General features: G+C 58.8%; 17 protein-coding genes. 4 read left to right on the forward strand and 13 right to left on the reverse strand.

Features of this window, described 5'->3' with window-relative positions; genetic code table 11:
- Positions 1 to 41 precede the first annotated feature (41 nt).
- The 12 genes from ACZYOF_RS02875 to ACZYOF_RS02930 form a co-directional block, all read right to left on the reverse strand.
- Positions 42 to 986 (reverse strand): glycosyltransferase family 8 protein, encoded by a 945-nt coding sequence (locus tag ACZYOF_RS02875; protein ID WP_282526390.1) that lies wholly within the window; start codon positions 984 to 986, stop codon positions 42 to 44.
- Positions 987 to 2,048 (reverse strand): glycosyltransferase family 2 protein, encoded by a 1,062-nt coding sequence (locus ACZYOF_RS02880; protein ID WP_282526389.1) that lies wholly within the window; start codon positions 2,046 to 2,048, stop codon positions 987 to 989.
- Between the two features lie 79 nt (positions 2,049 to 2,127).
- The gene (locus tag ACZYOF_RS02885; protein WP_463714744.1) at positions 2,128 to 3,267 is read right to left on the reverse strand and encodes a DegT/DnrJ/EryC1/StrS family aminotransferase; all 1,140 of its coding nucleotides are present in this window, start codon (positions 3,265 to 3,267) and stop codon (positions 2,128 to 2,130) included.
- A gap of 225 nt (positions 3,268 to 3,492) precedes the next feature.
- Positions 3,493 to 4,353 (reverse strand): glycosyltransferase, encoded by an 861-nt coding sequence (locus ACZYOF_RS02890; RefSeq protein WP_282526387.1) that lies wholly within the window; start codon positions 4,351 to 4,353, stop codon positions 3,493 to 3,495.
- A gap of 58 nt (positions 4,354 to 4,411) precedes the next feature.
- The gene (locus tag ACZYOF_RS02895; RefSeq protein ID WP_282526422.1) at positions 4,412 to 5,407 is read right to left on the reverse strand and encodes an NAD-dependent epimerase/dehydratase family protein; all 996 of its coding nucleotides are present in this window, start codon (positions 5,405 to 5,407) and stop codon (positions 4,412 to 4,414) included.
- A gap of 75 nt (positions 5,408 to 5,482) precedes the next feature.
- Positions 5,483 to 6,592, reverse strand: coding sequence for a DegT/DnrJ/EryC1/StrS family aminotransferase (locus ACZYOF_RS02900; protein ID WP_463698620.1), 1,110 nt, complete (start codon positions 6,590 to 6,592; stop codon positions 5,483 to 5,485).
- 130 nt (positions 6,593 to 6,722) lie between these two features.
- Positions 6,723 to 7,217, reverse strand: coding sequence for an acyltransferase (locus ACZYOF_RS02905; protein WP_463714745.1), 495 nt, complete (start codon positions 7,215 to 7,217; stop codon positions 6,723 to 6,725).
- A gap of 37 nt (positions 7,218 to 7,254) precedes the next feature.
- Entirely contained in the window at positions 7,255 to 8,772 is a 1,518-nt protein-coding gene (locus tag ACZYOF_RS02910) for an oligosaccharide flippase family protein (RefSeq protein ID WP_463714746.1), read from the reverse strand.
- Between the two features lie 3 nt (positions 8,773 to 8,775).
- Positions 8,776 to 9,837 carry a Gfo/Idh/MocA family protein gene (locus tag ACZYOF_RS02915; protein WP_463714747.1) on the reverse strand — a complete coding sequence of 354 codons (1,062 nt, stop codon included), beginning with the start codon at positions 9,835 to 9,837 and terminating at the stop codon, positions 8,776 to 8,778.
- Positions 9,838 to 10,033: 196 nt separating this feature from the next.
- Entirely contained in the window at positions 10,034 to 11,452 is a 1,419-nt protein-coding gene (locus ACZYOF_RS02920; protein WP_282526382.1) for an HlyD family type I secretion periplasmic adaptor subunit, read from the reverse strand.
- Positions 11,449 to 13,671: a peptidase domain-containing ABC transporter gene (locus ACZYOF_RS02925; protein ID WP_463698624.1), complete on the reverse strand. Its 2,223-nt coding sequence runs from the start codon at positions 13,669 to 13,671 to the stop codon at positions 11,449 to 11,451. The genes ACZYOF_RS02920 and ACZYOF_RS02925 overlap by 4 nt, the downstream gene beginning before the upstream one ends.
- On the reverse strand, positions 13,649 to 13,975 hold the full coding sequence (locus ACZYOF_RS02930; RefSeq protein WP_130576743.1) for a hypothetical protein: 327 nt from the start codon (positions 13,973 to 13,975) through the stop codon (positions 13,649 to 13,651). Before ACZYOF_RS02930 ends, ACZYOF_RS02925 begins: the two co-directional genes overlap by 23 nt.
- 720 nt (positions 13,976 to 14,695) lie before the next feature.
- Between ACZYOF_RS02930 and ACZYOF_RS02935 the strand changes: the two genes are divergently transcribed.
- The 3 genes from ACZYOF_RS02935 to ACZYOF_RS02945 all read left to right on the forward strand — a co-directional run bounded on the left by ACZYOF_RS02935 (position 14,696) and on the right by ACZYOF_RS02945 (position 20,234).
- A complete protein-coding gene (locus tag ACZYOF_RS02935) occupies positions 14,696 to 17,029 on the forward strand; it encodes a polysaccharide biosynthesis tyrosine autokinase (protein WP_463714748.1) in 2,334 nt (777 codons plus the stop codon).
- 97 nt (positions 17,030 to 17,126) lie between these two features.
- Positions 17,127 to 18,455, forward strand: a complete 1,329-nt coding sequence (locus ACZYOF_RS02940) for a polysaccharide biosynthesis/export family protein (protein WP_130576745.1) — start codon at positions 17,127 to 17,129, stop codon at positions 18,453 to 18,455.
- A gap of 300 nt (positions 18,456 to 18,755) precedes the next feature.
- Entirely contained in the window at positions 18,756 to 20,234 is a 1,479-nt protein-coding gene (locus ACZYOF_RS02945) for an exopolysaccharide biosynthesis polyprenyl glycosylphosphotransferase (RefSeq protein ID WP_463714749.1), read from the forward strand.
- 238 nt (positions 20,235 to 20,472) lie between these two features.
- Here ACZYOF_RS02945 and ACZYOF_RS02950 read toward each other — a convergent pair whose 3' ends face one another.
- On the reverse strand, positions 20,473 to 20,841 hold the full coding sequence (locus ACZYOF_RS02950; protein ID WP_130576749.1) for an H-NS histone family protein: 369 nt from the start codon (positions 20,839 to 20,841) through the stop codon (positions 20,473 to 20,475).
- Between the two features lie 743 nt (positions 20,842 to 21,584).
- Between ACZYOF_RS02950 and ACZYOF_RS02955 the strand changes: the two genes are divergently transcribed.
- Positions 21,585 to 21,953 (forward strand): H-NS histone family protein, encoded by a 369-nt coding sequence (locus tag ACZYOF_RS02955; RefSeq protein ID WP_130576751.1) that lies wholly within the window; start codon positions 21,585 to 21,587, stop codon positions 21,951 to 21,953.
- The last annotated feature ends 565 nt before the right edge of the window (positions 21,954 to 22,518 follow it).

The raw sequence follows: 22,518 nt of genomic DNA on the forward strand, positions 1-22,518 counted from the left end.
CCAACCTCGCGGTCGAATGATTAAAGGAAGAAACTGTTCGATTATTTGAAGCTACTCTGATCAGCCTGACGATCGACCATAGCGTCCGAGCGAGTTGATTTGCCTTGTCTCGCCTTCTGGAAGCCCTTTATGTGGGACCAACCGATACGCAGCGTAGCTTCCATTCTGTCCATGGAGTTGCGCGGGAACCGCGTGCGGCTTCGAAACGAGTCGTACAACGCGGCATTCGCGTTTGGAACGCCAGCTCTCCAAGGTTTGTTCCAGGTCGTGAAATGAACTATGTTGGGCTTGTACTCGCCCGCTAATTCAGAGACGTCGAGCTTCTCGTTGTAAGCTAGATAGTTCCATCGGGAATCGAGCTTTTTCCAAAGGCCATCGCACGCAACATTCAATGCGTCTTGATCCGAGTAGGGCGATCCAGGACAGCGCTTGAGATATTCTAACGCTGTTTCGACGATTTGCGCCTTTCGCCATTGGTGCAGGTCTATCAGAAGTACACCGGCGTTAAAGTAATCTCGCACGCGAGGTACCGGTAGGCGAACGGTTTGATTTTTCAGCTGAGAATCGAGACCGTCCAAAACCGCGCCAAGAACACTTCCCTCCAGATCTGTTGCCCAGAGCGCCTGCAGATCATCAAGAGCGAGAAGATCGCAGTCCAGATACAATACCTTGGAGACCGTATCCGGGAAAATACGCGGAATGAGGAATCGGGCGTAGGTGATTTTTGAAATGTAACTAATCGTCGAGAACTCCTGGAACATTCCCAAGTCCACCTCGATCCATCGGATCGACGCAGAACCATGCGGAAGGGAGTCCAATATCCTCCTTCGAACACGCTCGGAAAGCCCGTCGGCAAGCACATGAAACTCGAGCGGTTCGCCGCTTCTATCCGTTTCCACAATCGACCGCAGGGTCGTCGCGAGTGGCATGGCGTAACGCCTGTCACAAGCGAGGACGATTGGACCTCGTATCCGTTTTGAGTCCATCTAATGACCTACATGGTTCCCGGAGGAGAAATGACTGCTATCGACCTCGGGTTGATGCTGACTCTTCGGCGATTGCGATGCCCACCCCAATAGCTTGCCCGGCGTCCTTCTGATAACTGACAAAGCCCATTGACGGCCGCCCTCGCCCGGAATCTTCAGCAACCGCCAGAGCGGAGGCAAGTAACGCAGCCGGCGATCCATAGCCATCGCCTCGCGCATGAGGCGGAGGCCGTCATTAAGGCGGCCCCGTCGCAGCAACGCGATCCCGCGCTGGAATATTCGCTCGGCCAATGCATGACGAGCTAAGCCTTTCAAGTCACGCGAGGTGCCGAGACGATCCCCGTATTCATCGAAGAAGCTCTCAAACGCAAGTTGACACTGTCGATAGTCGGATATTATCTCGGCAAAGTACGCGTTAGACATAGCAGTTGAGTGCCTTCGATAGATTGCCTGCACCGCGTCGATGCGCGCCACCGAACCGCTCGCCGCGAAACGAAGCCACATCTCCATATCGCCGCTGTGCGGCAACGATGCTCGATAGCCGCCGATTGCTTTTTGCGTACTCGTTCGCGCAATAGCGGTCGGCGTCCAAACAAAGTTCGTCGCAATCGCACACATCTCTTCCAGGAGATCCTGGCGAGCCCACGTGTAGTCTTGCGTCGGTTCGATATTCGGGATCGGCGAATCATCGTTCCAACTGACGCATTCGCCATGCGTGAGAACAACGTCCGGATTTTTGTCCATGATTTCGACGGCGCGTTCGAGTGCGCCGGCGACCAGCAGATCATCCGCAGACAACAGAAGGAAGTAATCGGCGGAGGCCCAGGCAATTCCCTCATTGTATGTGCCGATATGCCCCTTGTTCCGCTCGTGCGCGACCACGGTCACTCGAGGGTCGTCTCGCGCCAACTTTCTCGCCACCGAGAGCGAATTATCGGACGAAGCGTCATCGATGATCAGCACGCGAAGATCTGCGACGGACTGCCTGAGAACGCTCCCCACGCAGGCTTCAAGGAACCGCCCATAATTGTAACAGGGTACAACGATATCGACTTTGGCCATGCGCCTGATTCCCTGAGCCCAACCGAAATGATCGGCGTCACCAGCGCAACTGCCGGCTCGCGACATCGACACGATCTGTTTAGACTTGAAGTTCTTTCTTCAACGTCTCCGCAATCAGCACCTGATTCTCCTCAGTCATCTGGGCGTAGAGCGGCAGCAGGATCGAGTGATCCTGCGCAAGCTCCGATTGCCGAAGGTCGTGAGGCCGCTTGTCATTCGAGTAGGGTCGCTCGCGATGCGCACACATGATGCCGCGTCGAGTTGCAATTCCCTGATCGAGGAATCGCTGCATCAGCACCTTCTGATCCACGCCATCCGGCAGTCTGACGCAGTAGCTCTGCCAGTTTGAACGAGCCCACTGCGGTTCGAAAGGCAAGATCAATCCCTCGATGTTACCGAGCAGTTCCGTGTAGCGGGAGGCAAGCGAGCGACGGCGCGCGACAAGCTCGGAGAGCCGCTCAAGTTGCTTGCGGCCAACCGAGGCCTGGATATCGGTCATGCGGTAATTGAAGCCCACCATCAGATAGTCTTCGAAAATCACTTGCGCGGAGCCATGGCGCACTGTGTCCGGCACACTCATGCCGTGCTGGCGCAGCAGTCTGAACTTTCGATCTAGCTCCGCGTCCGCGGTAGTGAGCATTCCACCCTCGCCGGTCGTGATGACCTTGCGAGGATGGAACGAAAAGCACGCGATCCGGCCGTGCGGCTTGCCGATCCGCTCCCAGTGGCCGTTCACCCGGACCTCGCTGCCGGCGGCACAGGCCGCGTCTTCGATCAGGATGAGGCCATGACGATCGGCGAACGCAGCGAGCGCCGCGAGATCACAGGGCATGCCCATCTGATGAACGGCGATGATCGCACGCGTGCGTGACGTGATCGCTTCGGCTACCCGATCCGGATCTATGTTGTAACTGTCCGGGTCGATATCCACGAACACCGGAGTCGCGCCACAATATTTGATGCAGTTGGCTGTTGCGATGAAGGAATGACTTGCGGTGATCACCTCGTCGCCAGGCCCGATGTTTGCCGCAGTCAAGGCGACGTGCAATGCCGTCGTGCAATTCGAGACCGCGCACGCATGAGGCGCACCAACCAGAGCAGCGAATTCCCGCTCGAACGCAGCAACCTGCGGCCCCTGCGAAACCCAGCCGGATAGCACGGCCTCGCGAGCCGCGTCGGCCTCCTCCTTGTCAAGAAGCGGAATGGCAATCGGGATCATGAAGCTAGCGCCTCCTGCTTGTGCACTGAGCCCTCGGTCTCGTAAGACCTGGAGCTGATCCAGTTCGTTGACCACCTGGCAGCCACGTCAAGTCGCATTGGGGCGCCTCGATGTCCTCGCATCACTGGATTTACCTTCATTGATTTAATATGATATCCAAATTAAATGGCGGGCCATTTAGAATCAAGATATTAGTTGCCGTGCCGCGAACACCCAATTACGCCCTCATTTGAGTGAATCTGCAGTTAGCGCTGCACGGGAAGTCTCATCGCGTTGCCACGGATGAGCTCCACTTCGGGAAGCTATGGTCGCCCTGCGCCGGGCAACAATGTTGACACAACAATAGACCAATAATCCGGGCCACAAGCGCGGCTCTTTGAACAGTGCAATGAGCGTCCGATTATTGGCTTCTCCTTTGTTCACGCGCAGTTCGGGAAAGCGCTGGACGAGCTCGAATATTCCCCTGTAGGCACGCGTTCTGACCGCGATCAGTTGCAGCACAGTGCGTGGGGGGAATACCGTGGAGCTGACGCAGGGCAATGTCGCCCGCTCTCCTGGTCTGAACTGAAGACAAACATAGGTGTCATCAGCAATGACATCCGGAAACTGACCGAATCGCCTGCGCCCCGCCTCGGATAGGGCATAGACGCCAGACCCACCGATTCCCTGGCGCGAAGATGGCAGTCGTGACCGAATTCCGTAGTATTTGCGGACCAGCCAGGAACAGCCCGTCACATTGATATCTGCCGTCGGTGCCGCCGCCAAAACGTCGCCCTGCTCGAGGCGCTTCGCCAGAGCTCGAACGGCGTCAAGCGACAGAACAATATCGGCGTCAGCATAAATCCGAGGAAACCCATTTGAGATTTGATCACCCAGATTCAGCGCGTGGGTTTTGCCTGCGATATCCGACTCGACAACATGGACGGTCGGACTGAAGCGCCGGGCGACGGTCGCAGTGTCGTCAGTACACCCGTTACAAACGACGACCACGCCGATCTCGTCCGAAGCCGGGTTGGTGACCCACTGGCTCAGCGTCCGCGCAATCACGGAACTCTCGTTGTGGGCCGGAACGACGATCGAAATCATGGCTAGCCGGATCGGAATGGATCAAACTCACCCGCGAGCAGCGGCAGTGCGATCGGTATCACGAAGCCACCGCTTCTTTCTGGCGGGATGGCTCGAGCGATCCGCGTTCGGCTCGCCACCATTTCACAAGATCGGCAAGTCCCTGTTCGAGCGGCACACTCGAGCGGAAGCCGAGCAGGCGCTCCGCCTTTCCTGTCGAAGCCAGGCGGCGCGGCACCGGATTGACCGATCGCTCCGGCGCGAATTCCGGCGACAAGCCACGATGGCCCATCACCGAAGCGAGGGTCGTAGCAAGCTGCAACAGGCTGGTCTCGGTCCCGCTCGCGACATTGAAAACCTGATCGGTGAGCTTTGCCTTCGCCCCCATAATGTTGGCGCGAGCAACATCGCGAACGTGGACGAAATCCATGGTCTGCTGACCATCGCCGAAGATAATCGGGGGCAGGCCCGCTTCTAGCCGCTCCATCCAGCGGATCAGCACCTCGGTATAGCGGCCATGGATGTCCATGCGATCGCCATAGACATTGAAATAGCGGAAGGCGACATAGTCGAGCCCGTGCATGTCGTTGAAGGTGCGCAGCAGCCCTTCGTTGAAGGCCTTAGCCGCCCCGTAAAGGGTACGGTTGTCGTAAGGATTCTGCCGCTCCGTCGTGGGAAACTCCTCCGCCATGCCGTACACCGATGCGGAGGACGCCGCGATAACCTTCTGGACATTGTGCTTGACGCACAGTTCGAGCAGATCGAACGTCGCGTCGACCATGACTTCCATGGCCAAGCGCGGCTCGGCGGCGCAATGGGTGATGCGGAGTGCGGCCTGATGAAAGACGATGTCGGCCGCCTGCACCAGCGCTGCCATGAGCTTGCCGTCGCGGATGTCTCCGTGGACGAGTCGCACAGGACCGCGCGAGACGGCGTGCCGAAGATTTTCGGGCCGTCCTCTCACCATGTTATCAAGCGCAACGATTTCGAGGCACCCTTCGTCGCACAGCAGGTCAATGATGTGCGAGCCGATAAAACCGGCCCCACCCGTAACCAGAATCCGCTTACCCTTCAGATCAGCCAAGATGCTCTCCTGTTGTTGGAGCTCGGAAAGCAGATGTGCATGACATGCTGCTTTGACCGGGATGCCTTAGGCAGCCTCGGCAAGTACTGCCTTCTGCAGCCGAGCCACGACTTCTGCCACCTGATCCGGCCGCAGTTCCGCATAGATCGGTAACGAGAGGAATTCGCTCGCCAGCCGTTCAGTGACGGGATAATCGCCTGCGCGGCAGCCAAGATTCGCGTAGGCCTTCTGCAGGTGAACCGGAACGGGATAGTGAATGCCCACACCAATTCCGCCTTCCTGCAGCACCTTCAGCGCCTCGTCACGCCGGGGAAGCCTTACCGCGTAGACGTGGTAGACATGCCGGCTGTGGGTCGGCGCTCGCGGTCGTTCGAACGGAAGCTTCTCGAGCATGGAATCATACTGCGCAGCCACTGTCCGGCGCCTGTCGGTCCAGGATTCGAGGTGGTCCATTTTGACGTTCAGCACGGCGCCCTGAATGCCGTCCATGCGGAAATTGTAGCCGGCGACAACGTGATTGTATTTGGATTCCTGGCCCCAATCACGGAGCAGCGAAATCCGTCGTGCGAGGTCCGGGCTGTTGGTAACCACCGCTCCGCCCTCCCCGTATGCTCCGAGATTCTTGCCGGGATAGAAGCTGAAGCAGCCGAGATCGCCGATGGATCCGGCGCGCCGGCCCCTGTATTCCGCACCATGAGCCTGCGCCGCGTCCTCGATGACGACGAGCCCGTGGCGGCGAGCGATCTCCATGATCGGATCCATGTCCGCCATCAGTCCGTGCAAGTGCACAGGCAGTATCGCCTTCGTTCGCGGCGTGATCGCGGCTTCTATCAAGGCCGGGTCCATTGTCCAGGAGATCGGGTCGACGTCGACGAACACCGGCTTGGCGCCGCAGTACAGAATCGCTGCGGTCGTGGCGACGAACGTCATCGACACGGTGATCACCTCATCGCCCGGCCCAATGTCGGCCGCGAGCAGCGCAAGATGCAACGCCGAGGTTCCACTATTGACCGCGCGGCAGTGATCAACGTTGCAATAAGCCGCAAAGCGATCCTCAAAGGCGGCAACGTCCGGCCCCAGAACAAATTGAGTGCTGTCGATGACCCGCGCAACCGCGGCATCGATCTGTGGCTTGATCTGGCGATACTGAGCCTTCAGGTCCAGAAAAGGTATCAAGCGGCTATCCTCTCCGGGTCGCCCGGACCCATTAAATATATTAAATGATTATTCCAGATAAAATTAAATCATATAAATCGCGCAATGAAAATAGCCGCGCGAAGAAATTTGAGCTGAATCTAATCCTTGATTAACGGTCTGCGGCTTCCGCGGCGACGTGGCGCGGTTCACGAACCTGCGCGGGTACGCCGGCAACAATCGCCTGCGGTGGAACGTCCCTTGTCACCACCGCGCCGGCGCCCACGATGGCCCCAGCGCCGATCGTGACACCGCAAAGAATGGTGGCGTTGGATCCAATGGATGCCCCGCGGCCGATATGGGTTCGTTCCACCTTCCAGTCCGCAGGTCCCTGCAGCTTGCCGTCCGCAGTGGTTGCCCTCGGGTATTTGTCGTTGGTGAACATCACGCCATGCCCGATGAAAACCTCGTCCTCGATGGTCACGCCTTCACAGATGAAGCTGTGTGAAGATATCTTGCAGCGCGCCCCGATTTTCGCGCCGATCTGGATTTCGACGAAAGTTCCTATCCTAGTGTCGTCTCCGACCGAGCAGCCATAGAGATTAACGAGATCCGGATGGAATATTCGGACGTCGCGACCGAGTTGAACGTCCTTCGCGATGGGCATCTGCTATCTCCAAGCTCTCAACAACCTTGCAACAGTCTCATAGACGCCGCAGCCTGAGCCACGGCGCAATCACAACCACCCCACCTGCCGCTCGATGAAGGTGATGCAGGAGCGGATGTCCGGTGAGCATCAGCCCGAGCCCCCAACAGAGGGCGGCGACACCGCACGCAGCGATTAGGCCAACGAAGGACGGTACGATCCTCGCTTCGATGAGCGCCGCGCAGACCATCACACCTGAAGCGGACATAGCCGTCACAACGGCGCTCTTCAGCAAAGCACGAGAAAGATGTTTTGGCTCAAGGGCAAGCCGTCGACCGATGAAATACAAAGCCACGGCAGCCTGGAACGGCAAGGTCAACAATGCTGAAGCTGCCACGGCCTCGGCTCCAAAGAAAGCTGCGCACAGAATGACGAGAAGCGAGGGCGGTAGGGAGATCAAGGACGACGTGAGCGCGTCGCGCACGCTGCCGGTAGCCACCAATGTCGGATAGCTCAAACAGGCGGCGAACAGCGCCAAATTCGCGACGCAGAGAAAGCGAACCAGAGGCACGATTTCCAACCAGTTCTGGCCGAGCAGGATCAGAATGATCGGATGCGCCATGATCGCGATGAAGAGCAGAAAGGGCCACTGTACAACCGAAAGCAGCTCAATCGCCTCAAGGTAGGCACTCCTCAGACCCGCCGCATCTCTGCTCCTCGAGACAAGGGCAGGCATGATGATGGGGTTCAAGACCTGCACGACGAGCCTGTCGAAAACCTGAGTTATGCCCGTGGCACGGCTGTACAAGCCGACAGAGGTAAAGTCGAGAATCTTCGCCAGAAACAGCTGAGGCGACAGGTTATACAACACGTTTATGATGCTTATGCCGCTCGAATACAGGCCGAAACCGACGACGTCACGAAAATCCGCAACCGATGGCCGAAACACGCCGAAATCGCGATGCTGCCTCAGCAACATGATGGTCAAGACCACGTTGCCCGCTATGCCGCCCCAGACCGGCGCCATAAAACCGAAGCTCAACATTGCAAGCGCGATGGATACCGTGGCCCCCACGACGGCGGATGCAAGGTTGCAAATGGCGAGCTTCCCAAACTCCATGTCACGGCGAAACAGGCCGATAATCGTTCCAGAGAATGGTGCAAGCAGGAAGCTCAGCGCCGAGACCGCGATCCCTTTCCGCAAACTTTCCTGCTCGAATAGCTGTGACAGAACGCCCGAAAGTGCGAGCAGCGCCAGCCCGGTGAATGCCGAAAATCCAAACGTGACCGTAAAAGCGGTCTGCACGCTGGCGCGCGACAACTCGCGCTTCTGAATCAGGTAATTGGCACCTCCGAACTCCTGGAAGGACGCGACAACGACTGCCGTCACAGCATTGACGACCGCATAAATCCCGAACTCCGCGGGCGTCAGCAGACGTGCCAGCACGGCAGTCGTGACCAGGAACACAACAAGATTGCCGTACCGTTCGATCGCGGAAAAGAAGATCGAACGTTTTACGGAGCGCCGCGAACCCGGCGCGGTGCCTGACGGCCCAGGCTGATCGAGGTCCTTCATGTATCAGGCCGTGGCTCTGACCGGCGTTACAGAGGTTCGCCTCCCGGTCAGCGAAACGGGCCGGCCCTGGTCGGCAATCGAGCGTGATGCCGCCTCGAGAATTTCGATCACACGCAGGCCCGACATGCCGCCGGAGATCGGGGGCAATCCAGTACGCACGCAATCGATAAAATGCTCGATCTCGGTCTGCAGCGCCTCCTTCGCGGAGATGTGAGGCGCCCACATGTCGCCAGCCCGATATCCAATCCGGAATTGATGGGCGTCTTCGGACGGCTCGTCGAGGGTGATGCCCTTGTCATAGACCTTGATCTTCTCGGTCGGCTCAAGATCGTCATAGACGATCATCTTCTTGCTCCCGCCTACGAAGGTCTGACGGACTTTGATGGGCGAGAGCCAGTTGACGCTCACATGAGCCACGCACTTGCTATCGAAGAACAGCGTGATATGCGCCATGTTCTCCGGCGTGCCGGCCACATGGCAAGATCCCGTCGCCGAGACGGCCACGGGGTCCTCGTTCAAGATATACTGAATGATCGAGACATCATGGACCGCAAGGTCCCATATGACGTTCACATCGCTCTGGAATAGGCCAAGGCTCGAGCGCGTGCTGTCGTAATAATAGATCTCGCCGAGCTCTTCCTTAAGCACCAGTTCGCGGATTTTCTGAACCGCCGGCGTATAGAGGAAGGTGTGGTCGACCATCAGCGTTAGCCTTCGCCGATCGGCCTCGTCGATAAGTCGGCGTACAAGATCCGCGCTTGGCGCCAGTGGCTTCTCCACCAGAACGTGCTTGCCGGCCTTCAGAGCTGCAAGCGCCAACTCGTAATGCGTTCGCACCGGTGTGGCGATCGCGATCGCATCGATGCTCGGATCCTTGAGCAAGTCCTCGTAGCGGTCAGTGGTGGCCACGCCCGGGTAGAGGCGCGTGCTCGCCGCAAGCTTGCCCGGATCGAGGTCGGCGATCGCAACGAGGCGAGCGGAAGGGTTGTTGACGAAGTTGCGTACAAGATTCGGCCCCCAATAGCCGTATCCAACGACGCCCATACCAACGGGGATATCTTGCATGAAAATGTCCTCAATTTCTTGGATATGAGATCAGTGACCGTGCTCCCGCAGCCAGCACCGCTGTAAACCTCTCGGCGCGTAGTCCACCAAGCTCGACGTCCATGACCGCTCGTTCGCGGTCACGGGCACCACCAGCAGGCGACTGGCATTGGATTCCAACTTCATGAAATGCCCGATATGCAATTTGTGTCTGCAACTAGTATTCGCGGATACTTTCGTCCAGGCCGCGAAGTAATGGATAGAGGAAATAGGACATCACGCTGCGCCGCCCGACTTTCATCTCGGCGGTCACCGCCATGCCGGCGATGAATTGAGCGCGCTCCGCCGGCAGCCGAAGGTGCGTATCGGACAAGTCGACCAATACGCGGTAATAGGGAGCGGTCGGACGGTGCGCACCTTCGGCTTTCGGATCCGGCGGGAACGAGTCCTGGCTGATGACGGCTACCTCGCCTTTGGCTGTCCCATACTTCTGGAACGGAAAGGCATCAAACTTGATCCGGACAGGCTGGCCGACCGAAACCTGGCCGACGTCCTTGCCCTCGACATTGACCTCGGCCCGCAGCGGCACATCGCGGGGAACAAGTACGAACATCGGCTCGGCCTCACGGGCGACCGAACCGACAGTTCGGTTGGCAATATCGAGCACGATTGCATCGGCCGGCGCCTTCAACACGATCAACTGCCGGCGAAGCTCAGCCTTCTTCAGATCTTCCGCCGCGCTATCCCGCTTCGCCAGCGTCTCCACGAGGTCCTGATAAGCCGTCTTGCGAAAATCCTCGGCGTAGACCTTCTGGTCCGCCTCGGCTTTGTCGAGACGATGCGTATAATCGGCGATATTGCCGCGGACGCGGGCCAGATTGCTTTCGACATCGAGGCGAGCATCGCGCGACAGCAGCAAGTTCAGCTTCGAGCCGACTTCCTTGTCCATCAGCGTCGCGCGCATGACCTCGATCGATTTCATCGTTTCGAGCCGCTGAAGCAGCACTGTCTCTTCGTTCTCCGCAGTCTTCAGATTGGCGCGTGCGGACGCAATTTGCGCTTGATAGTTCTCCACCTGCGCATCGTAGGCCGCCTTGCGTTGCAGAAACATCTTGCGTTGCAGGACCTGGTCGGCGTTGGCGGATTCGCCGACCACATACTCCTCACGATTCAACTCAGCCTTGAGACGGTCAATTGCGGCATTGAACACACCGACCTTGCTGCTCAACTGGTCGAGATCCGCCTGCGAGAATGTCGGATCGAGCGTCGCCAGCAGGTCGCCGCGATTGACCCGGTCGCCGGGCTTGACATGTATCTCGCGGATGACAGAGGTCTCGAGCGGCTGGACGACGAGATTGGGGCGCGTGGTGACCAGCTTGCCCTGCGCCGTCACGATCATGTCAACCTGCGACCCCGCGGCCCAGCCGATCGCGGTGAGTATCAGAGCCAGGACGCAATAGAGCGTCACGCGGGCGATCCGCGGCGGCGCCCGATGCTCGACCTCGATCGCGTCGGATTGGAATTCCGTCACTACCTGCGGCCGGCGCCTGGTGGGCCGGAATAGCCCGCGCCGCCGCCGTTCGGTCGTCCGCACCGGAGCGTTTGCATCGCTGCCGGATTTCTCAGGCTTGGTCATGCGATCTGCTTCGTCTGCTGGTTCCAGAGATGTCGGTAAATCATGCACTTCGAAAGCAACCGGTCGTGATGATCGACGTCGACGATCCGGCCGCGGTCGATCACGAGGATCTGGTTCGCGTCTGCGAGCATCGACAGCCGGTGCGAGACGATGATGACGGTGCGCCCCTCGGCGATGCGGCGCAGGTTGCGCCGGATGATCATCTCGCTTTCGGAATCAAGCGCGCTCGTTGCCTCGTCCAGAATCAGGATGCGCGGGTTGACGATCAGCGCCCTCGCGATCGCGAGGCGCTGCTTCTGTCCGCCCGACAGGTTCGAGGCATCCTCCTCCAGCATGGTGTCGAAGCCTCGCGGGAGCCGTTCGATGAATTCATCGGCTCCTGCGAGCTGGGCCGCGCGGACGACCTCTGCAAAGGTCGCGTCGCGCTTCACGCAGGCGATATTGTCGCGAACCGTACCGCGAAACAGGAAGTTATCCTGCAAGACCAATCCGAGATTTTGGCGCAGATGGGCGAGATCGAGCTCCCTCGAATCGTATCCGTCGACGCGCAGCAGGCCCTGCTGCACCGGATACATCCCGGAAATGAGCCGCGTTAGCGTGGTCTTGCCGGAGCCGCTTCGGCCGACGATCCCGAATATCGATCCCGGGGCGATGGAGAACGAGACATCATCCAGCGCCGGCGCGCCTTCCGAGCCGTAGCGGAACGAGACATTCTCGAACTCGATCTTGCCGGCGAAGTCGGGCCGCAGCCCCTCGCGATTACCATCGCGTTCGGGCTTCTGGTTCATCACCTCGCCCAGCATCTTCACCGCCAGCGCGACTTCCTGATATTCATGAACCATGGTCACCAACTGGACCAGCGGTCCCGACACGCGCCCCGCCAGCATATTGAAGGCGACCAGCGCGCCGATGGTCATCTCGCCGCTGAAGACGTCGAGCGCTCCAAAGGAGATGATTCCGAGCGTCATCATCTTCTCAAGAAATCCGGTGGTCGACTGGGCGGCGGCAGAAATCTTCTCGACGCCGAATCGCATCGTCACCGACTGTGCGCAGCGATCGTCCCAGACCCTGCCCTGCAGCGGCTCCATCGCCAGCGACTTCACCGTGCGCATGCCGTGCACGGTCTCGACCAGCAGAGCCTGACGTGCACCTTCCGCCTGGTAGAGATTATAGAGACGGCGCCGGAACGGTCCCATCAGCAGCGCAACGACCATGCCGCTCGCGGCAGTGAAGGCCAGCACCATGCATGTCAGTTTGACGCTGTAGAACGCCAGCACCGGGAGGAAGACGAACAGCGACAGCGCGTCGAGCGTGGTCAGGAACAGACGGCCGGTCAGGAACTCGCGAATTCGCGCCGCCTGCTGCATGTGCTTCACCAGGACGCCGGCCGAAATGTGCTCAAAGAAAGTCACGGGCAGGCCAAGGAGGTGACCGAACGTCTTGGTCGCCACCCGGATATCGACCTTGTTCGTCGCATAGAGCAAAAGATAGCGTCGCAGAAAGCCGAATATCGCGTCGAACGCCAGCGCGGCAGTCGCACCGGCTGCCAGCACATAGAGCGTGGTGAAGCTCTCGTGCACAAGGACCTTGTCGATGACGAGCTGGAAGAAGATCGGTGTCGCGAGCCCCAGCGCATAGAGCATAATGGCGGCGATCGCGACGTCGACAAACAGGCGCCACTGACGGGCCAGTTCGGGGATGAACCAGCGCAGCCCAAACGCCGGCCGATGGTCCGAAGCAAGCCGCTCGCGCTTGATCAGGATAGCCTCGCCACCCCATCGGGTGCAGAACGTATCCCTGTCGACGATCAGAGGCTCGTCCCGGCGCTCGGCGAGCGGATCGAACACGCTAACCGCTTCCGCACCATCGGCTCCCTGCCCTGCCCCGAGAACGACGATCCAGTTGCCGTTCGAAAGTCGGAGCAGAGCCGGATAAGCCTCTCCCAACCGAAACAGCGCCCCCCAGTCAAGCTGCGTGCGCGTTGCGCGCATGCCCGCTTCCTTCGCCATGCGCAGCAGTCGAGTTGCCGAGACGGGAACCCCGTCGATGGCGTAGCTGTGCTTGAGCCGCTCAACCGGCAGATCGACGCCGTGATAAGCAGCGACCTTTGCGAGACATTCAAGTTCTGTCCGCAAGGCCGGGCGCAAGGTCTCGTCGGCGCTCACAGGCGACGCTTCCGCGCCCGTGAGGTCGGCTTCAACGGAAATTGCTTGAGACATTGGGGGACCGTGGGCTGTTGGGCGGTTCGCGATCCGTCGAAGTGGTCGGGGCCTGGCCGGCCTGTCCTTTCGGCGGATTGCGCCGCACCGCGCCGGCGTCGACCAATCCCTGCAGCGCGTTCTGCATCACCTCGACTGAGTTCGCGAACGACTCCACGGAAAAGATCAGCCTTTGCCGGAACACCTTCTTCGGCGCATTGTTGGCGTCGCGTTCGGTCGGCGAAAGGCTGACCAGATCGACACGGACGATCGATCCGCCAATGGTGATCTCTTCCACCCCGTCAGTATAGAGCTCGTCGTGCATCAAAGCCTCCAATGCTGCCAACTTCAGCCCCGCGCCGACCTGCAGCCAGGGGATCGACGCTGACGGTAGTCACGGACCTGGAGCGGCCGAGCGAGAACCGGGCTGTTGTTGCTTCGATATCCGCCCGGCATCCGCGGAAATGGCGGGAAGCCGAAAAGCTGGGCATCGGAGTCCTCAAACAAGCCGCATGGTTCCCCGTCTCAGCATCTCCAACACCCGAAATGACCAACCGGATACTCCGGCAATAAATAAAGATCGCAGCAAATTAAATGTCAATCGATTATGTCGCTATCACACGACATATATATTATCTCGGACGTTACCTATCGCTGAATCTAGATTCGGGGAACCGCCACGCAGCTTCCGCTCAACCCATTCACGAACAAGCCTGTTTCCTGGCTGAATGAAGATTTTACTACAGAGTAAGCCTTAATTCGCTTATGGCGGCCACGGACGAACCTCCCGCTCTCCGCGATTTTGCGGAGATGCTTGCGGAGATTACTCAAACGTCCCACACATTAAATAGCCGCGAAAAATACCCGCGAACGGCCACATTCAGCATCCGTAAATTAACCATCCTACATTTAATTTGAACAAACCACATTTTCCGGTATATTTATTAAGTGCAGGCCAGCACGGCGCCCGGCATTCGGCGGGCCATGCCAAAACTTACGCTGGCGGCGGCACGGCGGATTCACAGGTGGCGGAGGCGAACACCGAATGCTCCAGAGCAACATGCTGCAACCCGACAGGCTTCGCGCACCCGCCTACAACGATGTGGCCGAGAGCGGAGGGATCGGCGAACTCATTAATACCGCTCTTGCATTCCTGCGACGTCAGTACGTCGTGATCATTCTTGCAACCGCACTCGGCATGGCCGCGTGCCTGATCTATCTGCGGATCACGCCGCCGACCTATACCGCCCTGGTCCAGGTCATGCTCGAGAATAGTGCCAAGGCGCAATTCATCCGGCAACAATCGATCTTGGCTGAGCCGGCCTTCGACCGCAGTCTGTTCGAAACTCAGGTAGAGGTCCTCAAATCGAGAGGGCTGGCAGTCCAGATCATCACTCAGTTCAACCTTGCCGACGACCCCGATTTCAAGCCATCGCCGCGGTCATTGCCGTCTGTGCTTGAGCGAGTTCGTGCTGTATTTGGATTGTCTCCGCCGCAGGATCTGCAACCGCCTCCGCCGAGCGAGCCGCAGGATGGCCTCATCAGTGCGTTTCAGGGCCGCGTCTCAGTAAACCGGATCAGCTTCAGCGATCTGATCGAGATCGGCTACAGTTCGAGCGACCCAGTACGAGCGGCCGAGATCGCCAACGCGATCGCGAGCGTCTATCTTGCCGATCAGGAAAAAGCGAGGCAGGAGACAAATCGGCGGGCAAGGGAATGGATGCAGCAGAGGCTACAGGAGCTCGGAGAGCAGGCCCTCGTTGCTGAACGCGCGGTCAGTGCCTACAAGTCCAAGAACAACGTCATTTCCTCCGGGGGAAGGCCGATCGACGAGCAGCAGGTCTCGGACCTCAACGGCCGACTGGTCGCCGCGCGCGCGCAAACGTCCGAGGCGTTGGCGAAGTTGAACCGCTACGAGGCAATTCTGGAAGCCAACCCGGCGAACTCGCCATCGATCGGCAATTTGGATGCAGGGGGCGCGGATGCACTTAACAGCCCCATCATCACCAATCTTCGCCAGCAATATCTAGAGCTCGAACGGCGCGTCGCCGAGTGGGCGCCACGTTTTGGCCGCGACCACGCCGCGGTGGTAAACTTACGAAATCGGATGCGCGAGCTTCGCGGGTCGATCCTCGACGAGGTCAAGCGGTATGCGGAGACGAGCCGGAGCGAATTAGAGGTCGCCAAGCAGCGGCAGCAGGAGATTGAGAAGCGAATGGCGGAGGCTGTGGAGCAGTCGCGCACGACAAACCTGGCCGAGATCACAATACGCGAATTGGAAAGCAAGGCGAAAAGCTTGCGCAGCCTGCACGATACGTTCCTGCAGCGCTATGTGGGCTCGGCGCAGCAAGAAGGTTTTCCTATCGCGGAAGCGCGGGTGATGTATCCCGCGGTGCCGCCGCAGAGCAAGAGCAAACCGAAGGGATCAGTCATCATGATGATGGGTCTATTCGGCGGCCTTGGCCTGGGCTTGGGGCTCGGCCTGTTCAGGGAAATGATGGATCGCGTCTTCCGTACGTCCTCGCAGATCGAAACCACGCTGGGATTACCGTGCCTGTCGCTGGTGCCGGCATTGCGGGCCGAAAAGCGGTCGTCGACAGCAAAGGCAGCGTCATGGAACTCCGATCATGACATGCGGCAGCGAAAGATTTCCACTGGTTCGACATTTCACAGGACCATCATCGGCAAGCCATTATCTCGGTACGCCGAGTCGATCCGCGCCATCAAACTCGCTATAGACCTCAATCCCAGCAAAGCCTCCAATCAGGTGATTGGCATCACCTCGGCCTTGCCCAATGAGGGTAAGACAACGGTCGCAGCCTCGCTCGCCCAGCTCATCGCCCATAGCGGCAAGAGCGTCATCGTCGTCGATTGCGACCTCCGAAACCCATCGCTTTCCGCCAGCCTCGCCGCGAACGCCACTACAGGCATCGTAGACGTCGTCACCCAGGGGAAGCAGATCGAGGAGACGATCTGGCGCGATCCGAAAACCAATCTGGCATTCCTGCCCGCCATCAGCCGGACACCAGTGCTTCACACCAGCGAGATGTTGGCGGCGGATTCGATGCGCAAGCTGTTCGATCAGCTAAGATCGACGTATGACTACGTCATCGTCGATCTTCCGCCGCTGACCCCCCTGGTCGATGTGCGTTCGACGACAAGCTTCATCGACTGCTTCGTCCTGGTGGTGGAATGGGGACAGACGAAGGTCGACGTCGTCAAGCATGCGCTGCACACCGCCCCCAATATCCACGAGTGCCTCATCGGAGCGGTTCTCAACAAGACCGACATTAAGGCGATGTCTCGCTACGACACGCACCGCAGCGACTACTATCGCGACGATCATTATATCCGCTACGGGCTGACCGTCTCCAACTGAAGCGGATTCGATACCCTGTCGGGGATCGGGCGCCCCCGCCCCTCCCCGCCATGTTGCATATCGGCAACAAGCACCGGTTGCATTTCAGATTAACGCGATGATTCGCTGGCCTGAATCGCGTATTAATGTACCTTACCCCTACTGGGACGACTTGGGGATAATCACCATTATTGCGCTGCAAACATGTGGGAGGATCGTTGCTGGCCTCCTGGCGCTATCTTGTGCCGGGTGCATTATCACGCCTGGATCCGGCCCGCTGGCGACGGATGTCCGATCGGCGTCGGAAGGGCTTGAGCCTGCCACCCTCCCCTACGCCCTGGTCAAGCTGACGCCCGAGGTTGTCGAAGTCCTCGGCCGCTATACGCCAAGGCTGTCCTCGGCCTTTGCCGACAGGGCGCCGGCGAAGGCGTTCCGCTTCGGCGTGGGCGACACGGTGAGCATCACGATATTCGAATCCGCAGCCGGCGGCCTGTTTACATCGGACGCCGGCGTCCGCGCCGGCAACTTCGTTACGGTTCCAAACCAGGCGGTGGACGAGAAGGGATATATTGCCGTTCCGTACGCGGGCACGATCCGGGCGCTGGGCCGCACCCCATCGGAGATCCGTGACGAGGTCACGGACAAGCTCAAGGGCCGAGCCCTCGAGCCGCAGGTCGTCGTGGCTCTGGCCGAGCAGAACACGTCCTTGGTCAGCGTGCTTGGCGACGTGCGCAACGCCGGCCGCTTTCGTGCGAGTCCGTCCGCCGAGCGCATCATCGACACCATCGCGCGAGCCGGCGGACCTGCGACGCAAGGCTATGACATGTGGGTCTCGCTCGAGCGCAAGGGACACCGGGCTAGCGTCCCGTTCGGCGCATTGATGTACGAGCCTTCCAACAACATCTACGTGTTGCCGAACGACGTCATCTATCTCTACAGCCAACCGCAGACCTTCGTCGCGTTCGGTGCGTCCGGCCTGCAGGGGCAATTCAAGTTCGATGCGTGGCGCATCTCGCTAGCCGAGGCGGTAGGCAAGCAGGGCGGCATGAACGATGGATTGGCTGATCCGTCGTCGGTCTTCCTGTATCGGGGCGAGACGCGCGAGGTGGCCAAGGAAATGGGCGTCGATTGCAGGCCCTTTAAGGGTCCGATCATTCCTATAGTTTATCTGATCAATTTCCGCGATCCTTCGGGTTATTTCCTCGCTCAAACCTTTGAAATGCGGAACAAGGACGTCATCTACACGTCCAACTCTGCCACGGTCGAAACCACCAAGTTCCTGAATTTCGTGCGAACGGTCCTGGCCACGGCAAACGACCCGATCATCTACGCGACCAACGGCTACGCACTCAAGGCCGCCACCGCGGGCGGAACAAGCACGGTGATCACGACACCGACGCCAATTACTTCACCATCGGTCACAATTACACCAGCGATCACTCGGTGATTCGGCGGGCTTATGCCCGGCGACGCTGCCGGCACGGCATGATCTCCGGGAGGAGATCATGCGTCCATTACGCCGCTACCGCGCCGCTCCACATGGGCAGCGAGAAGCGCTATCGCGTGCCGCCCAATGCACCCGGATGCGCGCCCGGCGGCTACAGGAACCGCTCCAGCGACGCGCGGGCCCACAACGAGCGTCGCATTTAATTCATTTAATTTCGCAATTAATAGTTGCTCTATTTAATAGTTTATTATACATTAAATAATGGTTAAGACGGGCCACCCTTGATCATTTCAGCAAGCCATGAATTTCATAAGCCGCAACATTGCAGCGGACGTCCACGGCGAGTTTGCCGCTCGTAGCTTCAGTCCACCGCTGAAGTCAGAACGAAAATGGCCGATCCGCTATCGCTCCATTGAGTTGTTCGCGACCTGCAGCGACGTCGCGATCATCCTGATCGCCGGCATTCTTTCCACACTGCTTTACCGGCTGTATGCCGGCGCGACTGCAGCCGATGTCAGCAAGGCCGTAGGCTCCGCAATCGTCGTCGCGGCGCTCTGCGTTTCCCTGCTGAAGATGCGAGGCATGTACAGGCCACCTGAGCTGCTCGCATTTCGCCGTCAAGTCCACGCCGTTTGCCTCTCCTGGATATTCGTGTTCGTTCTGCTCAGCGGAGCGGTCGGCGCCTTCAACATTGGCGCAGAACTCTCCCGCGGCGCCGGCATCGCCTTTGCCGTCGTCGGCCTGGCGATGCTGATCGGACATCGGGGCGTCATGAGAGCCCTGCTCTCGAAGGGCCTCAACGACCGGAAATTTTCCGGCGGCAATGTGGTGTTGATCACGGACCAGGCGCGATCGCAGGACACCGGGTTGGCGGAGGCGCTCACGGCACTGGGATTTCGCTTGGCTGGACATTTCAGCCTGCCTCGGCCCGGCGCCAGTTCAAGCTACCGCAGGCGACTTAGCGGCCTTGTCGTCCGGCATGCACGCGGCTTCGACATTGAACAGATCATTGTGGAAGCAGATCCGAACCGATGGTGCGAGTTGCGCGAGTTCGTGGCCGAGCTAAGAGTGTTGCCGTTTCCGGTCGTCTTCGTTCCGGTCGGGGCTGCATCGGAGATGTTCGCGCGACCGACCCGGGATCTCGGAAGCGCCATAGGCGTCGAGGTGCAGCGCGGGCCTCTCACCCCAATTGAATGCGCCGCCAAGCGAAGCATTGATCTGATCGGCGCTGGGATTTGCCTGATCATGTTGGCGCCGCTGCTGGCGCTCGTTGCCGTCATCATCAAGCTGGACTCGTCAGGCCCCGTCCTTTTCAGGCAGCAACGCTGCGGCTTCAACAGCCGGAGCTTTGCGATCTACAAGTTTCGCACCATGCGTGTGCTGGAGAACGGACCCTCGATCACCCAAGCCGGGCCCGCCGACAGTCGCGTGACCCGGATTGGCAAGTGGCTGCGCAGGACGAGCATAGACGAGCTGCCGCAGCTCCTGAATGTCCTGGAAGGGAGCATGTCCCTGATCGGACCGCGACCGCATGCGATGGCGCACGACAGTCAATTCGACGAGGCGGTCCAGCACTACGCGTTCCGCCGGCGGGTCAAGCCCGGGCTCACCGGTTGGGCTCAGATCCATGGTTGCCGCGGCCCGACGCCCACGAGGACCCTGATCGAGCAACGGGTCGAATTCGACCTGTGGTACATCGACAACTGGAGTCTACGACTGGATCTCGCAATTCTGCTCCGAACCCCAATGGAAGTATTGCGCGCGCGCAACGCCTTTTGACCGTATTCGGTTCTGATCGCATCAGAACCGACGCTGTTGGCGCGTTTTTCCTTCACACCAGCAGGTATCCACGTCGCCCGGAAACGCTCCAGGGGTCGGATCGAAGCCGCCCTCGGCAATGGGGCACCAATGAACGAACGCAAGACGGTTAAACCCGGATGGCATGGCTCGCATGCTGTCCAAGCTGTCGTTTATCGACCAGATATCGAGGATTTGCGATCCCAGAATTCGTCGAGGATCAGGCGCGCTGCCGGCCCTTCGAACCGCTCTCGCTGATCCGAAACTCTTCGATTTTCTTTCCTGATTTCATCGCGGCGACAAGCCACCGAGGCAGCTTGCCACGGCCCGACCAGGTCTCGGAAGTCTTCGGATTACGGTATTTCGGCAGTACTCTCGGATACTTCCGCCGCGGCTTCCCGCCCTGGAGCGCGCGCGCATCGTCCGACTCACGCGCGCCACTCACACCCCTGCTAAGAACCGCCAGCCGCTTCTCAAGTTCGCGCTTTTCCGCTTCGATCCGGGCCGACAATATCGCGCTGATCTCTTCATGAAGTGACCAGAGATCATCTAAAGACATGGACTTTAGTTCGATTTCTTTCGCCGACATGGTCGTCCCGCAGTTCCGCCTTAATAATCGGCTGTCATATGGCCTCGTTCATTATTAATCAAGGGGAATACCAAAAAGTTCCCCGGCAAGTTCTGGATAAATCCGCCGTGCATACATTTATGTACCCACAGCCTATTCCAGAAGCTGCAACAGCCCAAGGGAACTCGCAATAAGATATGTTACCAAATTTGAAGAGGCTACACGGCGCAGGACTCGCGCAGGCCCCTGGCGCGGAATGCCGGCGCCTGGCGCAATCGCCTCCCATCCCTCTTACGCAGGCTCGGGATAACGCGCTTGCTTCTCCGCCGCATGAGCGGCCGTAGCCGGCAGCGAATTACCTCGATATCCCTCAGGGCGAGACGTCGAAGCTCGATCTGGGCCTGCAAGGCGCGAATGTCCCGCAGGGCGGCGGAGGGGACGACAAAGCGACTGACGGTCTCATGAAGATGGCAGAGGGGAAGCTCAATACGGTCCATTTCTCAAACCCTTACAATACCAACTTAAACCACATTTCCGCACAATTATTTATTTATTTAAACTCCGTAGATCGTCTGAAATTCCGCTATAGCTTGCCAATAAAAAACGAATTATCAAGCATTAAATAAATCATTGGATATAATATTTATGTCACATATAATGTCTTCCATTCACGTCGGCGCTCAGCGCTTTTTATCGCCTGAGCAGAGAGTGTGTTTTGTAGAGAAATTGCCTCCGCTCAGGCTCAAATTGGTCGCGAGAGCACGATGCGCAAATCCGATTTAGAGACTATGACTTTCGACGAGCTTTGGCTTCTCCACGAAGAGATCACGAAGATTTTGTCGGAGAGAATCACGGCCGAGAAGCTCGAGCTGGAGAAACGCCTGGCTCAACTTAATCCGCCCGAGCCGATGCAGGATAATGCAGGTTCCGAGCCGGGCGCCGAACGGCCGCGCCGCAGATATCCACGGGTGCCGCCGAAATACTGCAACCCGATGGAGCCAACCGAAACCTGGTCCGGTCGCGGCAAGCAACCCCGATGGCTCGTCGCCGCGCTGCAGTCCGGGCGCAAGCTGGAGGAGTTCAGGATCGAGAACAGCGAGAAGGCGACGGACGACAACGCTCACCGCTCCTGAGCGCGTCGTTCGCCGAGATATCTTAGCTGTGCAACTGAACAGGCGCCGCGCCGCGTGTATACTCGAGATGTCTGGCGAGACTGGTACGGATGCCCGAAATCTCACCCAGAAGAACGTCGCAGAGTTGAATTCGGGAGGCAATGACGGTTGGGTTGGCTCCCTCACCATTTAAAAGATGAAGCTGAATTTGCGCCTGCTTGATCGCGTTAAGGGAATCCCAAAGGACGCAATCACTCGACTTATAAATATTTCTCATTATTGACCCCCTCACCCAAACAAATGACCGGTGGTCGGCAATCGTCACTTTCGTTAGTCGGCGATCATCGATGATGGTTCATCCCGCCTGCGACAATTTTACGCATGAAAATTCATCACATGTCTCGCAAACTTCCGCCCGGAAATTCGACGGCCGGACGAAAGACTAACTCGCGTCCGCTTTGAATAGTTTAAATCGAGCCACGAAACGAAGCAACTTAAATCGGGCGCGACGCGAAGCGTCCTTACCTCTTTTCTCAAATCGAACTAAACACTTCCCGCATATGCGAGCGAGATCTCTGTGTGGCTG

It is taken from the genome of Bradyrhizobium sp. LeoA1Lang (genome assembly GCF_055413685.1).

What these genes read in the sequence shown, in the direction of transcription:
- ACZYOF_RS02875 (WP_282526390.1), bottom strand. Translation starts at nt 986, where the DNA reads ATGGACTCAAAACGGATACGAGGTCCAATCGTCCTCGCTTGTGACAGG.
- ACZYOF_RS02880 (WP_282526389.1), bottom strand. Translation starts at nt 2,048, where the DNA reads ATGGCCAAAGTCGATATCGTTGTACCCTGTTACAATTATGGGCGGTTC.
- ACZYOF_RS02885 (WP_463714744.1), bottom strand. Translation starts at nt 3,267, where the DNA reads ATGATCCCGATTGCCATTCCGCTTCTTGACAAGGAGGAGGCCGACGCG.
- ACZYOF_RS02890 (WP_282526387.1), bottom strand. Translation starts at nt 4,353, where the DNA reads ATGATTTCGATCGTCGTTCCGGCCCACAACGAGAGTTCCGTGATTGCG.
- ACZYOF_RS02905 (WP_463714745.1), bottom strand. Translation starts at nt 7,217, where the DNA reads ATGCCCATCGCGAAGGACGTTCAACTCGGTCGCGACGTCCGAATATTC.
- ACZYOF_RS02910 (WP_463714746.1), bottom strand. Translation starts at nt 8,772, where the DNA reads ATGAAGGACCTCGATCAGCCTGGGCCGTCAGGCACCGCGCCGGGTTCG.
- ACZYOF_RS02915 (WP_463714747.1), bottom strand. Translation starts at nt 9,837, where the DNA reads ATGCAAGATATCCCCGTTGGTATGGGCGTCGTTGGATACGGCTATTGG.
- ACZYOF_RS02920 (WP_282526382.1), bottom strand. Translation starts at nt 11,452, where the DNA reads ATGACCAAGCCTGAGAAATCCGGCAGCGATGCAAACGCTCCGGTGCGG.
- ACZYOF_RS02925 (WP_463698624.1), bottom strand. Translation starts at nt 13,671, where the DNA reads ATGTCTCAAGCAATTTCCGTTGAAGCCGACCTCACGGGCGCGGAAGCG.
- ACZYOF_RS02930 (WP_130576743.1), bottom strand. Translation starts at nt 13,975, where the DNA reads ATGCACGACGAGCTCTATACTGACGGGGTGGAAGAGATCACCATTGGC.
- ACZYOF_RS02935 (WP_463714748.1), top strand. Translation starts at nt 14,696, where the DNA reads ATGCTCCAGAGCAACATGCTGCAACCCGACAGGCTTCGCGCACCCGCC.
- ACZYOF_RS02940 (WP_130576745.1), top strand. Translation starts at nt 17,127, where the DNA reads ATGATTCGCTGGCCTGAATCGCGTATTAATGTACCTTACCCCTACTGG.
- ACZYOF_RS02945 (WP_463714749.1), top strand. Translation starts at nt 18,756, where the DNA reads ATGAATTTCATAAGCCGCAACATTGCAGCGGACGTCCACGGCGAGTTT.
- ACZYOF_RS02950 (WP_130576749.1), bottom strand. Translation starts at nt 20,841, where the DNA reads ATGTCGGCGAAAGAAATCGAACTAAAGTCCATGTCTTTAGATGATCTC.
- ACZYOF_RS02955 (WP_130576751.1), top strand. Translation starts at nt 21,585, where the DNA reads ATGCGCAAATCCGATTTAGAGACTATGACTTTCGACGAGCTTTGGCTT.